The sequence below is a fragment of the Streptacidiphilus sp. EB129 genome (genome assembly GCF_041262645.1).
GTDB lineage: Bacteria > Actinomycetota > Actinomycetes > Streptomycetales > Streptomycetaceae > Streptacidiphilus.
Genome location: NZ_JBGCCS010000024.1, coordinates 83,427 through 95,972, shown reverse-complemented (window position 1 = coordinate 95,972; position 12,546 = coordinate 83,427). Strand labels below are relative to the sequence as shown.

Annotated in this window: 11 protein-coding genes and 1 riboswitch; of the genes, 6 read left to right on the top strand and 5 right to left on the bottom strand. The window is 72.4% G+C overall.

What is annotated here, in order from left to right:
• The first annotated feature begins 55 nt into the window (after nucleotides 1-55).
• Entirely contained in the window at nucleotides 56-538 is a 483-nt protein-coding gene (locus ABH925_RS26120; protein WP_370151365.1) for a peroxiredoxin, read from the top strand.
• A gap of 117 nt (nucleotides 539-655) precedes the next feature.
• On the opposite strand, the gene ABH925_RS26115 is transcribed toward ABH925_RS26120, so the two are convergent.
• Nucleotides 656-910 (bottom strand): hypothetical protein, encoded by a 255-nt coding sequence (locus ABH925_RS26115; RefSeq protein ID WP_370151364.1) that lies wholly within the window; start codon nucleotides 908-910, stop codon nucleotides 656-658.
• Between the two features lie 18 nt (nucleotides 911-928).
• A riboswitch (guanidine-III (ykkC-III) riboswitch) is annotated at nucleotides 929-994 on the bottom strand.
• A gap of 92 nt (nucleotides 995-1,086) precedes the next feature.
• On the opposite strand from ABH925_RS26115, the gene ABH925_RS26110 reads away from it, so the two are divergent.
• The 4 genes from ABH925_RS26110 (at nucleotide 1,087) to ABH925_RS26095 (ending at nucleotide 6,970) form a co-directional block, all read left to right on the top strand.
• On the top strand, nucleotides 1,087-2,817 hold the full coding sequence (locus ABH925_RS26110) for a SpoIIE family protein phosphatase (protein WP_370151362.1): 1,731 nt from the start codon (nucleotides 1,087-1,089) through the stop codon (nucleotides 2,815-2,817).
• An 18-nt stretch (nucleotides 2,818-2,835) separates the two neighbouring features.
• On the top strand, nucleotides 2,836-3,489 hold the full coding sequence (locus tag ABH925_RS26105) for a MarC family protein (RefSeq protein WP_370151360.1): 654 nt from the start codon (nucleotides 2,836-2,838) through the stop codon (nucleotides 3,487-3,489).
• 198 nt (nucleotides 3,490-3,687) lie between these two features.
• Complete coding sequence (locus tag ABH925_RS26100; RefSeq protein ID WP_370151359.1) at nucleotides 3,688-6,066, top strand: germacradienol/geosmin synthase; 2,379 nt, start codon at nucleotides 3,688-3,690, stop codon at nucleotides 6,064-6,066.
• Between the two features lie 121 nt (nucleotides 6,067-6,187).
• Nucleotides 6,188-6,970 (top strand): MBL fold metallo-hydrolase, encoded by a 783-nt coding sequence (locus tag ABH925_RS26095; RefSeq protein ID WP_370151357.1) that lies wholly within the window; start codon nucleotides 6,188-6,190, stop codon nucleotides 6,968-6,970.
• Here ABH925_RS26095 and ABH925_RS26090 read toward each other — a convergent pair whose 3' ends face one another.
• The 4 genes from ABH925_RS26090 to ABH925_RS26075 form a co-directional block, all read right to left on the bottom strand.
• Nucleotides 6,971-7,783, bottom strand: a complete 813-nt coding sequence (locus tag ABH925_RS26090; protein WP_370151356.1) for an SAM-dependent methyltransferase — start codon at nucleotides 7,781-7,783, stop codon at nucleotides 6,971-6,973.
• 266 nt (nucleotides 7,784-8,049) lie between these two features.
• Nucleotides 8,050-8,718, bottom strand: a complete 669-nt coding sequence (locus ABH925_RS26085; protein ID WP_370151405.1) for a response regulator — start codon at nucleotides 8,716-8,718, stop codon at nucleotides 8,050-8,052.
• A gap of 145 nt (nucleotides 8,719-8,863) precedes the next feature.
• Entirely contained in the window at nucleotides 8,864-10,171 is a 1,308-nt protein-coding gene (locus tag ABH925_RS26080) for a sensor histidine kinase (RefSeq protein WP_370151355.1), read from the bottom strand.
• Between the two features lie 26 nt (nucleotides 10,172-10,197).
• A complete protein-coding gene (locus ABH925_RS26075) occupies nucleotides 10,198-11,220 on the bottom strand; it encodes a hypothetical protein (protein ID WP_370151354.1) in 1,023 nt (340 codons plus the stop codon).
• Nucleotides 11,221-11,388: 168 nt separating this feature from the next.
• On the opposite strand from ABH925_RS26075, the gene ABH925_RS26070 reads away from it, so the two are divergent.
• Entirely contained in the window at nucleotides 11,389-12,342 is a 954-nt protein-coding gene (locus ABH925_RS26070) for an ADP-ribosylglycohydrolase family protein (protein WP_370151353.1), read from the top strand.
• The last annotated feature ends 204 nt before the right edge of the window (nucleotides 12,343-12,546 follow it).

The following is a 12,546-nucleotide window of genomic DNA, read 5'->3' as shown; positions in this document are numbered from 1 at the left end:
TCTGCCCGCACCCCCCGCTCCAGCCCCGCCGCAGACCCCCACCTGGAGGCACCAGATGTCGAAAGCGCCCGAAATCGGCAGCGCCGCGCCCGATTTCACCCTGCCGTCGCTGCAACTCGTCGACGGTGAGCCGGTCCGCCGGGAGCGGACCCTGTCCGAGGAGCGGGGCCACCCCGTGGTCCTCGCCTTCTACCCGGGCGACGACACCGCCGTCTGCACCAAGCAGCTGTGCTCCTACTCCTCCGGCCTGGAGGCCTTCACCGACCTGGGCGCGACGGTCTGGGGCATCAGCACCCAGGACCTGGACAGCCACGAGGCCTTCGCCCGCAAGTACCAGCTGCGGATGCCGCTGCTCGCCGACACCGCCAAGGAGACCGTCGCCGCGTACGGGATCGGCCTGGGCAGCATGACCCGACGGGCGGTGTTCATCGTGGACGCCGAGGGCGTGCTGCGCTGGCGCCATGTCGCCGCCCTCGGCCTGACCTACCGCGACATCCCGACCCTCACCGAACAGCTGGCCAAGCTCGGCGCCCGCTGACCTCCCGCGCCACCGGCACCACCAAAGGAACACCCCTGGTCGGCATCGTCCTGGCCGGCCTGACTTTCACCTTCTGCCGCTGAGCCCCGGCGCCGCGCGTCGGCGCCGGGGCGCGCTTCAGAGCTGCTCGGGGGCGCGGCGGGCGCGGAGCACCCCCAGCAGGCCGACCAGGGTCACGATCGCCCAGGTGCCCTCCAGCAGCAGGAAGCCCCACTGCAGGGTCAGCGCCGCGTCGGCGGCCAGGACCGAGGAACCCGCCAGGTTGAGGGCCAGGTAACTGAGCGACTTGGCGTCGACCCGTCCGGCCTGCGCGAGCGCGAAGGGGATCAGGACCAGGACCGAACCGATGATCTGAACGAGCTGCTCACCCATGACGACAACGCCTCCGTTCGCGCGTCGTCTTGTCGGACCGGGTACGGCGCATCTCGTCCGGAAGCGGGCGTTCGCGCCCGTCAATGCTTCATATGATCGCACAATACGATCAGACTCGCCGTGATTCCCGCGGCAGGCAGCCCACCCGGGGTGCACCGAGCGAGGAAGCGCGGATCATGGAACTCGACCCATGGCACGGCATCGACGAGGAGGGACCGGTGTTCGGTGACGCCTTCCCGCCGAGAGCCGGGGAGATCCTTCGCCAGGTGCTGGACGGAACCAGCGCGGGGGTCGGCGTGCTCGATCCGCAGCTGCGCTACGCCTACGTCAACCCCACCCTCGCCCGGATGAACGGTGTCCCCGCCGAGGAGCACGTCGGCCGTACCATCGCCGAGCTGCTGCCCGGCATCGACGCCCGCGAGGACGTGCTGTGGCAGGTGCTCGCCGACGGGATCCCGCGCGAGGTCACCTCCAGCGGCCACACCCGGGCCGGCTCGGACCGCGAACGACGCTACTGGCACGGCGCCTACCACCGGCTGGAGGACAACGGGAAGACCATCGGCCTGGTCGGCATCGTGCTGGAGGTCACCGACTCCCGCGAGCAGCAGCGCGACCTGGAGCGGGCCCGGGCCCGGCTGGCGATGATGGACCGCGCCGCCACCATGATCGGCACCACCCTGGACATGGCCACCACCTGCGAGGAGCTGGTGCAGTTCCTGGTGCCCGACCTGGCCGACATCGCCACCGTGGAGATCATCCCCAGCGACCTGGACACCGACGTCCGCCCCGCCCCGCGCGGGGTGCTGCGGATGCGCCGCGCCGCGATGGCCGCGCCGGACGGGCTGATGGACCGGGTACGCGCCTTCGGCGCCCCCGGCGAGCACGTGGACTACCAGCCCGGTTCGGCCATCCCCCGCTGCCTGGCCAGCGGCCGGCCGATCCGGGAGAACCTGGCCACCGACGCCGCGATCAGCCGCTCCGCGCCCAACCCGGAGCGCATCGACGCCTACCGGGCGCTGGGCTACCACTCCGCCCTGGTGGTGCCGCTCTCGGCGCGCGGCGAGCCGGTCGGCACGGTCAGCATGATCCGCACCGGTGACTCCCCCGCCTTCTCCGACGAGGACGTCGTCGCCGCCCAGGACCTGGCCGGCCGCGCGGCCATCAGCCTGGACAACGCCCGCCGCTACACCCGCGAGCACCACATCGCGCTGGAGCTGCAGCGCGCCCTGCTGTCCGGGCCCAGCCTGCCGCACTCCGGCATGGAGATCGCCTCGCGGTACCGCCCTTCCGGCAGCAGCGCCCTGGTCGGCGGCGACTGGTTCGACAGCATGCGGCTGCCGGGCGGACGCACCCTGCTGGTGATCGGCGACGTGATGGGCCACGGGGTGGCGGCGGCGGTCGACATGAGCCACTACAGCGCGATGCTGCGGGTGGTCGCCGCCGAGGGGCTGCCGCCGCACCTGATCCTGGAGCGGATGGATCTGCTGATGGCCCGGGTGGCCAGCGAGCGCCCGGCCTCCTGCCTGCTCGCACTGGCCGACCCGGACCAGGGCGTGTGCACCTACTCCAGCGCCGGCCACCTGCCGCCGGCGGTCCTCGGCGCGGACGGCGCGATCCGGCTGCTGCAGGTCCCGGCGGGCCCGCCGCTGGGCACCGGCTTCGGCGGCTACACCTCGGTCACCGGCCCGTGCGGCCCCGGCCGCACCCTGCTGCTCTACACCGACGGCCTGGTGGAGCGGCGCGGCGAGGACATCGACGACTCACTGACCCGCTTCTCCGGCCTCCGCCTGCCCGGCGGCGCACCCCTCGACGACGTGCTCGACCTGCTGCTGGCCCAGCTGGTCGACGAGGACGTGGAGGACGACGTCGCCGTCCTGGCCGCGCGCTTCCTGCCCCGCAGGCCCTGATGGACCATGATGCGACGTATGTACGCCTTGAACCTCAACGGTGCATTCATCACCTTCTTCGCCGTCGTCGGACCGCCGAAGGTCCTGCTGTCCTTCGCCCACCTGAGCCGGACCAGCACCCCGCGCGAATACACGAGGATCGCTCTCACCGGGTCGGGAATCGCGGCCATTGTGGGCATTTTTGTCGCCTATTCGGCCAAACTGCTGACCAAGTTCTTCCATATCAGCTACCAGTCGCTGCAACTGGCGGGCGGCACGGTCTTCTTCATCTACGCGGTGGCACTGGTGATGGGCATTCACCTCGGCGGCGGCGAGGCCGAGGTGGAGGCCGAGGGGGACGAGCCCCTCCGCCCGGTGACGGAGGGGATCCGCGAACTGATGCTGCCGTTCGTGGTCAGCCCGCTGGCGATGACCGCGGTTCTGGTGGAGTCACTGAACAAGGACAGCTGGACCTGGTGGACCACCGTGGCCGGGGCCTACCTGGCCGTCATCGCCATCGACTGCGTGTGCGTGCTGGTGCTGGCCCGGCTGATGAAGCACACCCACGCCACCACGCTGGAGGTGCTGTCCCGGCTGCTGGGGCTGCTGCTGGCGGCCGTCGGGGTCGAACTGGTGCTGCAGGGACTGGGCGATCTGGGCCTGCTCCCGCTCCAGGCCCTGAACCGGGAATGAGCGTCCCAACCCTCTCCGGGCGGTAGTTCACCGGAACGGGCGATGCGGGCTGATCGTCGTTGTGCGGCCGAATCGGGCGACCCTATGGTGAGGCACGAAGCCATGGCCCGACGTTCCGTCACTCTTCTTGTTTCGCAACAGGATTTGTGTCGCAGCCCAGATCCCGCAACAGGACGCACGGAAAGGCCCGGTGCCGTAATGCCACAGCCCTTTGAACTCCCCACCTTCTACACGCCCTATCCGGCGCGCCTGAATCCCCACCTGGAGAGCGCCCGGGAGCACACCAAGGCCTGGGCCCGGGAGATGGTGATGATCGAGGGATCGGGGATCTGGGACGAGGCGACCTTCGACGCCCACGACTACGCCCTGCTCTGCTCCTACACCCATCCCGACGCCTCCGCCGAGCAGCTGGCGCTGGTGACGGACTGGTACGTGTGGGTCTTCTTCTTCGACGACCACTTCCTCGACATCTTCAAACGCACCCAGGACACCGCCGGGGCCAAGGCCTACCTGGACCGGCTGCGCGCGTTCATGCCGGTGGACCCGGGCGCGGCGATGCCGGAGCCGACCAACCAGGTCGAGGCGGGACTGGCCGACCTCTGGAGCCGTACCGTGCCGGCCATGTCGGCGGAATGGCGGGCCCGGTTCGCCGAGAGCACCCGGGCACTGCTGGAGGAGTCACTCTGGGAGCTCTCCAACATCAGTGAGAGCCGGATCTCCAACCCGGTCGAGTACATCGAGATGCGCCGCAAGGTCGGCGGCGCCCCCTGGTCGGCCAACCTGGTCGAGTACGCGGTGGGCGCCGAGGTCCCGGCCGCCATCGCGGACAGCCGACCGATGCGGGTGCTGCGCGACACCTTCGCGGACGGGGTGCACCTGCGCAACGACCTCTTCTCCTACCAGCGCGAGGTGGAGATCGAGGGCGAACTCGCCAACGGCGTCCTGGTGCTGGAGGAGTTCCTGGGCTGCGGCACGCAGGAGGCCGCCGAGGCGGTGAACGACCTGCTGACCTCACGGCTCCAGCAGTTCGAGCACACCGCGCTGACGGAGGTGCCGCCGCTGCTCGTGGAGCACGGCCTGGACCCGGCCGCGGCCCTGGAGGTCTTCGCGTATGTGAAGGGCCTGCAGGACTGGCAGGCCGGCGGCCACGAGTGGCACATGCGGTCCAGCCGCTACATGAACGAGCACGCGAACGCGGACGGTCCGCCGGTTCCGGGCGGCCTGGCCGCCCTCGGCGGCCCGAAGGGCCTCGGCACCTCGGCCGCGCTGATGCCCCAGTCACTGGTGGTGGCCTCGCTGCTGGCCTCGATCCCGACGCGGCTGCAGCGGCACGGCCACATCCCCTTCCAGGCCGTCGGCCCGACCGAGCTGCCCGAGTTCACCATGCCCTACCCGCTGCGGATGAGCCCCTACCTGGACGGCGCCCGCGAGCACGTGATCACCTGGGCGCGCCGGCACGGCCTGCTGGACCCGCTGCCCGCGCATGTCGTCGTCCCCGGGCTGCCCGCACCGCCGGGGCCGACCGGCACGGACCCGCTGCCGCCGGTCCGGATCTGGGACGAGGGGATGCTGCGCGGCTTCGACTTCGCGCTGTGCGCCTCGGCGCTGCACCCGGACGGCACCGAGCAGCAGGTCGACCTCGGCAGCCAGTGGCTGACCTGGGGCACCTACGCCGACGACTACTACCCCAAGGTCTACGGCCGGGCCAAGGATCTGGCCGGCGCGACGGCCATGAACGCGCGGCTGTCCCGGTTCATGCCACTGGACCTGGCCGCCATGCCCGCCCCCGAGCACCCGATGGAGCGTGCCCTGGCGGACCTCTGGATGCGCACGGCGGGTCCGATGGCCGAGGAGCCCCGGCGACGGTTCCGGCACACGGTCGACGACATGATGGAGAGCTGGCTGTGGGAGCTCACCAACCAGATCCAGAACCGCATCCCCGACCCGGTCGACTACATCGAGATGCGCCGCCGCACCTTCGGCTCCGACCTGACCATGAGCCTGGCCCGGATCGGCCGGGGCGACGCGGTACCCGACGAGGTCTACCGCTCGCGCCCGGTACAGGCGATGGAGAAGGCGGCGGCGGACTACGCCTGCCTGCTCAACGACGTCTACTCGTACCAGAAGGAGCTGGAGTACGAGGGCGAGCTGCACAACGCGGTGCTGGTCGTGCAGAACTTCTTCAACTGCGACAAGGACCAGGCGCTGCGAATCGTCAACGACCTGATGACGGCCCGGATCCAGGAGTTCGACCACACCGTGACCGTGGAACTCCCGGCGCTCTACCAGGACTTCGACCTGCCGCAGGAGACCCGCGAGGCCCTGGACGGCTATGCCGAGGAGCTGAAGAACTGGATGTCCGGCATCCTCAACTGGCACCGCGGCGTCCACCGTTACGACGAGGAGGTGCTGCGCTCCCAGGCAGCGGACGAGCCCCCCGCCGCGGCGAAGGCCGCGCCGCCCAAGGCCGCCGTGCCCGAGCCCGCCGTGCCCGAGCCCGCTGCTGTGGCGCCGTACGCCCCCACCGGCCTGGGCACTTCGGCCGCCAGGATCGCCGCGCTGCTCCCGCGGCGGTGAGGTCGGCACCGGACGTCGACCAGGACCCGCACCGCCCGGCTTCGGCGCCCTCGGTGGGAACACCGGTGATCAACCGCGAGTTCGGGTAGTCGACGGGCATCGCACTGAGGGAGCAGAGACCATGCCGTACGACACACAGCTGCACTACATCGGCGGGCCGACGTCCGTGATCGAGATCGGCGGGCTGCGGTTGCTGACCGACCCGACCTTCGACCCGCCCGGCGACTATCCGATCGGCAGCCGGGTGCTGACCAAGACCGCCGGACCCGCCGTCACCGCAGCGTCCGTGGGGGCGGTGGACGCGGTGCTGCTCTCGCACGACCAGCACCCGGACAACCTCGACACCTCCGGGCGGGCCATCCTGGAGGGCGTCCCCCTGGTGTTCTCCACGTCGGCGGCCGGGCAGCGCCTGGGCGGCACCGTGCGGGCGCTGGCGGACGGCGAGCACGTCGAACTGCCGCGCCCGGACGGCGGCGTGCTGCGGATCACCGGGGTCCCCGCCCAGCACGGCCCGGACGGCTCGCTCGACCTGGTGGGCGAGGTCACCGGGTTCGTGCTGTCCGGGGAGGGACTTCCGACGGTCTACGTCAGCGGCGACAACGCGTCGCTGCGGGTGGTGGCGGACATCGCCGAGCGCTTCGGCCCGTTCGACCTCGCGGTCCTGTTCGCCGGAGCGGCCCGCACGCCGCTGATCCCCGACGCTCCGCTGACGCTCACCAGTGAGGACGCCGCGCGCGCCGCCGCCGTCCTCGGGGCCCGCCAGGTCGTGCCGCTGCACTTCGAACACTGGGGGCACTTCACCGAGGACGGCGACTCGCTCGTCACCGCGTTCGACCGGGCCGGTCTCGCCGACCGGCTGCATCTGCTGAAGCCGGGTCAGAGCTTCCGGGCGACGCCCGCGTAGTCAGAGCTTCCGGGCGACGCCCGCGTAGTCGGGGGACCAGCCGACGCTGCCGGGCTCCTGGTCACGCCACTCCGGCGGGATCACGAGCCCGGGGCGCAGCAGCTCCAGTCCGTCGAAGAACCGCAGCACCTCCGCCTGGGTGCGCGGGGTGAGCGAGCTGCCGGTTCTCCCGTACACCGTTCTGCCGCGCCGCGCCCGGGCCGGCGGGTCGAAGTCGTCGGTGGCGTGCGACAGCACCAGATAGCTGCCCGGCGCCAGCGCGTCCAGCAGGGTGCGGACTATGCCGTACGGGTCCTGGTCGTCGTCCACGAACTGCAGCACACCGGCGAGCAGCACCGCGACCGGCCGGTCGAAGTCCAGCGCCTGGCGTATCAGGGGATCCGTCAGCAGTTGCTTGGGGTCGCGCAGGTCCCCCCGCACCGCGTAGGTGGCCCCGTGGCCTGCCCCGGACCGCAGGGCGCGGACATGCGCCATCACGATCGGGTCGCTGTCGACGTAGACGACCCGCGCGCCGGTGTCGACCTGCTGGGCGATCTCGTGGGTGGCCGCGCCCGTGGGGATGCCCGGGCCGATGTCCAGGAACCGGGTGACCCCCTCCGCCGCGACGTACCGTACCGCCCGTTCCAGGAACGCCCGGTGCGCCTGCGCGGCGGCGGGAGTGCCCGGGTGGATCGCGATGAGACGTTCGGCGGCCTCCCGGTCGGCCGGAAAGTGGTCCTTGCCTCCGAGCAGGTAGTTGTCGATCCGGGCCGAGTGCGGGATCTCCGGGTGCAGATCCGTGGGCGGCGGAAACTCCTGCGTCGATGGCCTCATCCAGTCGGTGTCCTCCTGCACGGCAACCTCCCCCGTTGCGATCCCCCCGACGAGGATCAGCCGATGCGTACGTCCACGGTACCTATGGAACGTCAGTTCTCGCCCGGTTGCAGCGAATCCCCGTCAGAGCAGTAAATCCCGTGATTACCGACTACGGACGCACACGGCCGACCGCGCAGTTCCGTCCCCGGCTCCCGCGCGGCCTGGACCGCCGCCCTGGTACGGACCTGGATCCGGCCACCACCCCCGATCCTGACGCGTCCCGGTCAGTGTGGCCGGACAAAGCCGGACTCGTAGGCGATGACCACCGCCTGGGTGCGGTCACGGGCTCCGAGCTTGGCGAGGACCTTCCCCACGTGCGTCTTCACCGTCTCCGCACCGAGGTGGAGCCGGGCAGCCATCTCGGCGTTGGAGAGTCCTGCCGCCATCAACCGCAGCACCTCCGCCTCACGCTCGGTGAGCGCGGCCACCGGCGAGGGCGCCGCGGGTGACCGGTGACGGTTCGCCAGTTCCCGGATGGCGGCCGGGAAGAGCAGCGAGTCGCCGCGTGCGAGCAGCCGCACGGTCTGCACCATCTCCTCCGCCCGGGCGCGCTTGAGCAGGAACCCGGAGGCACCCGCCCGGAGCGCCTCGTAGACGTACTCGTCGTTCTCGAAGGTGGTGACCACGACGATGCGCGGCGCCGGATCCATCGTCTCCAGGATCCGGCGGGTGGCCGCGATGCCGTCCAGGGCCGGCATCCGGACGTCCATCAGCACCAGGTCCGGCCGGCAGCTGCGGGCCAGCGACACCGCCTCCGCGCCGCTGGCGGCCTCCCCGACCACGGCGAAGTCCGGCTCGGCGTCGAGGATGGCCCGCAGACCGCTGCGCACCAGCGCCTCGTCGTCGGCGAGCAGAATCCGCACGACGTTCTCGTCCACACCGTCCCCGGTCATCCGCTCCCCGTCCACGCTCTCCGGCACCACGTTCTTCCGCACCATGCTCTCCCGGGCCACACTCTCGCCGTTCGCAGGTTCCCCTCGCTACCTTCCGCCGCGCGGCGCGCACCGTGCACCGCCGTCCCGGGTACGGGTCTCCGGTTCACGGCGCCCGCCCCGTTCCCGGCGGGAGCGGCAGACGGACGGCGAGCAGCCAGCGGCCCTCGCCGTCCGGGCCGGCGCCGGCGGTGCCACCCAGCGCGGCGGCGCGCTCGCTCATCCCGGGCAGACCGTTCCCGCCGGAGCTTCGCCCCGGCCTGCGCACCGCAGCCAGGGTGTTGCTCATCCACAGCTCCAACCCGCCTTCCCCGTCCGCGAGTCGCAGCCGCAGTTCGACCGGGCCCGGCCCGCCGTGGCGCAGCGCGTTGGTGAGCCCCTCCTGCAGGATCCGGTAGGCCGCGCGCGATACGGCGCCCGGCAGGGCGGCCACCCGGTCGGCGTCCGGCAACGGTTCCGCCCGGACGTCGGTGCCGGCGGCCCGTGCGGCGGCCAGCAGTTCCGGCAGCCTGGTCAGATCGGGCAGCGGGGCCCGCGAGGCGCCGCCGATCCCCTCCCGCAGCACGCCGAGGACCTGGTCCAGCTCCTCCAGGGCGCCGCGCGCGGACTGCTCCATGGCCTCAAGGGCGCGTCGGACGAACTCCGGATCCCGGTCCAGCACCCGGGCGGCCGCCCCGGCCTGGAGCGTGACCACGCTCAACGCGTGCCCGACCGAGTCGTGCAGCTCGCGGGCGATCCGGTTGCGTTCGCCGAGCCGCGCGGCCTCGTCCTCGGCCGCCGCGAGTCGTTCGGCGAGCTCGTCCGCCTGCGTCTCGGCCGGGCTGGGACCGAGCAGTCGGGGCGCGCAGCGGGCGAGCAGGCCTCCGGACCCGGCGCCGCCCAGCAGCACCGCGGCGACCAGGGCCAGGGCGGTCACCGGCCCGAGTCCGGCCGGGATGTCCCGTACGAAGTCCAGCGTGGAGCGGCTCGCCGGGGTGAGCAGCGGCGCCGCCAGCTCCACCGCCGCGAAGGGGATTCCGGCCAGGGTCAGTCCGGAGAGCAGGCCGCCGATTCCCAGGTGCAGGGCGAACCAGGCGGCGGAGCGGGCCCGGGCGCCGGGCGCGGTGGCGCGTCCGGTACGGAGCCGGGCGAACGGGCCGCCGAGCAGCACCCGGGCCGCGTTGCCCTCGATCACCCGTACGGCGGGGACCGCGGCGGCCACGGCAGCGGCGATCGGCAGGGCGGCCAGGAACGACAGCAGTGCCACGGGCAGCGTGGCGGTGGCCCGGCCACGCGTGGCGATCCCGGCGACGACCAGGGTCAGCATCAGGAACGGCATCGCCAGCGCACCGCCGAGGATCAGGTGGACCCAGCGCAGGCGGACCTGCCGCCCCCAGAGGGAGGCGGCAAGGCGGCGGAGTGCGGTGGCGGCCATTGCTTGATCCTCTCAGCCCGGCGCGGCTACGCCGAGGTCCTCGCCCGGTTCGCAGCGAGTCCTTCGAGCAGCACCACCAGGGTGAGCAGGGCGAGCAGTGCCCCGTCCAGGGTCTGGAAGACGACGGTCAGCGAGACCAGCGGGGTGGGCCGGTTGGACTGGGACGGGTGCTGGAAGGGCGACAGGGCCAGCGCCAGGCTGCCCCACAGCCCCCAGGCGAAGAGCGAGCCGCTGCCCAGCCAGGCGGCGGCCAGCGGCACCCACAGCCGGACCCTGCCGCGGCGGCGGACCAGTACCAGCGTGCCGGCCGCGGCGGTGAGCGCCAGCAGCCCGAAGACGAGTTCCTCGGTCTGCCCGGTGACGGTGCGCCCGGCGACGGCGTCGGCGTTCAGTCCCGCCGTGCCGCCCCCGGCCCAGTACAGGTCCACGGCACCGATCAGCACCGCGATCGCGGCCAGGCCGTTGCCGAGCACCCGCTGCACCGGTGCCAGCGCGCCGGCCCCGAGGCCGCGAACCCGCTCGCTGAACAGCCGCGGCCACCGCGCCCGCAGATGCAGCACGAACGCGGTGACCAGGCCCAGCCCCTGCCCGGTGAACCCGGCGTAGACCACGCCGTACACCCACGGCTGCAGGAAGCTGTCGGAACTCGCGCTGACCGGGGAGCCGCTGACCGCGGTGGCCAGGAAGCCGAGCGGCGCGGCGAGGGCGATGGTGCCGAGGAGTCCGGTGGCCACCCACATCGGGAACACCAGCAGCCAGACCGGGGTGCGCAGGCCCCAGCGGTAGGTGAGGGTGAGCGCGACGGCCATCGCGAGTGCGTCCATGCCGACGGTGAGCAGGTTGAGTGCGTAGAGGGTGCTGCTCCCGGCGATGCTCGCGTCCGTGATGCCGATGCCGCTGCCGCAGAGCCAGGCGGCCTTGAGACCGAGGTACGGCAGCATGCAGGCGACGGTCGCCCAGCAGACCATCACCCGGGCCCGTCGATTCTCTCCTGCGGGAATCGCCGCCGTGGGAATCTCCGCCGTGGGAATTTCTGTCCGTTGCGTCATGCCTTCCACCATCGCGACCGTGCTGCCCCGGCACCTCCCCCACAGCGGGCCCGTCCCTCCCCCGCACGGGGGATCCGCAGGCTGCCGCGCGAGTGTCCGGGATTCCGGTTTGACGCGTCGCGGCCGCTGTGGAGAGGCTGAGCGCGGTCTACGACGGAGGAATTGAGAGTGACTCAGGCACAGCAGCGGGAAACGCGGGCGGCGGGCGCCCTGGTCGGTTCGGCGGTCGGCGACGCCCTGGGCGCGCCGTTCGAGTTCGGCCCGGCCGGCGACTTCAGCCAGCGGTTCCCGCGCGGGGGCGGCGCGCAGGAGATGTGCGGGGGCCGGGGCTGGGCCCCCGGCGAGGGCACTGACGACACCCAGATGGCACTGATGGTGGCCGACTCCCTGCTGGCGCAGGGCGGCCTGGACGAGTCGGACGTCTTCGAGCGCTTCAAGCGCTGGGCGCATGCCGGCCCCAAGGACATCGGCCTGCAGACCCGGGCCGTGCTCGATTCCGGCCTGCCCTGGGACAGGTCGGCCACCGATTTCAGCGCGCGCAACCGGCACTCGGCCGGCAACGGTTCGCTGATGCGCTGCGCCACCAGTGCCGTCTACTTCGCCCCGCTCGGACGCGCCGCCACCATGGACGCGGCTCGCCGCCTCTCCGCGCTGACCCACGGCGACCACGCCGCCGGCGAGGGCTGCGCGGTGCTGCACGAGCTGGTGCGGGTCGCGCTGGACGGCCGGGATCCGCTGGCCGCGCTGGACGACACGCTGGCCCTGGTCCACGCCGAGCACCGGGACCGCTGGGCCGTCGTGCTGGCCCCGGACTGGCATCCCGGCCTCGCCACCGAGCCCAACGGCGCGGTGTGGCCGACCCTCGGCAGCGCGGTGTGGGCGCTGCGCACCACCGGCTCGTTCGAGGACGGGCTGCGCGCCGCCGTCGACCAGGGCTGGGACACCGACACCGTGGCCTGCGTGACCGGCATCCTGCTGGGCGCGGTGCACGGCCTGGACGCGGTGCCGGCCCGCTGGCGCGAGCCGTTGCACGTGCCGCTCCCCGGCTGGCCCGACGCCCCGCGCCGTGACGCCGACCTGGTCGCCCTCGCCGCCACCCTCCTCACCTCCGCCACCCCGTAGTCCATGGCGTAGCCGAGGACGGACAGGCCAGGCCGCACCGCAGTCCAACTGCGGTGCGGCCTGGCCTGTTTTGCGCTGTCCGCCCGCTTTCCGTGCCAGTGCCAGCAGTTGCCGCACTTCTCCGGTCACACCGGTGCCGACCTGTGGGTTCTTCCGGAGTTGTCGGTCCGTCAACCAGGCTTTTGCTGCTGCTGGTTGACAGCA

Coding starts and splice junctions, on each gene's coding strand:
- ABH925_RS26120 (WP_370151365.1), top strand. CDS start 56: ATGTCGAAAGCGCCCGAAATCGGCAGCGCCGCGCCCGATTTCACCCTG.
- ABH925_RS26115 (WP_370151364.1), bottom strand. CDS start 910: ATGGGTGAGCAGCTCGTTCAGATCATCGGTTCGGTCCTGGTCCTGATC.
- ABH925_RS26110 (WP_370151362.1), top strand. CDS start 1,087: ATGGAACTCGACCCATGGCACGGCATCGACGAGGAGGGACCGGTGTTC.
- ABH925_RS26105 (WP_370151360.1), top strand. CDS start 2,836: ATGTACGCCTTGAACCTCAACGGTGCATTCATCACCTTCTTCGCCGTC.
- ABH925_RS26100 (WP_370151359.1), top strand. CDS start 3,688: ATGCCACAGCCCTTTGAACTCCCCACCTTCTACACGCCCTATCCGGCG.
- ABH925_RS26095 (WP_370151357.1), top strand. CDS start 6,188: ATGCCGTACGACACACAGCTGCACTACATCGGCGGGCCGACGTCCGTG.
- ABH925_RS26090 (WP_370151356.1), bottom strand. CDS start 7,783: ATGAGGCCATCGACGCAGGAGTTTCCGCCGCCCACGGATCTGCACCCG.
- ABH925_RS26085 (WP_370151405.1), bottom strand. CDS start 8,718: ATGACCGGGGACGGTGTGGACGAGAACGTCGTGCGGATTCTGCTCGCC.
- ABH925_RS26080 (WP_370151355.1), bottom strand. CDS start 10,171: ATGGCCGCCACCGCACTCCGCCGCCTTGCCGCCTCCCTCTGGGGGCGG.
- ABH925_RS26075 (WP_370151354.1), bottom strand. CDS start 11,220: ATGACGCAACGGACAGAAATTCCCACGGCGGAGATTCCCACGGCGGCG.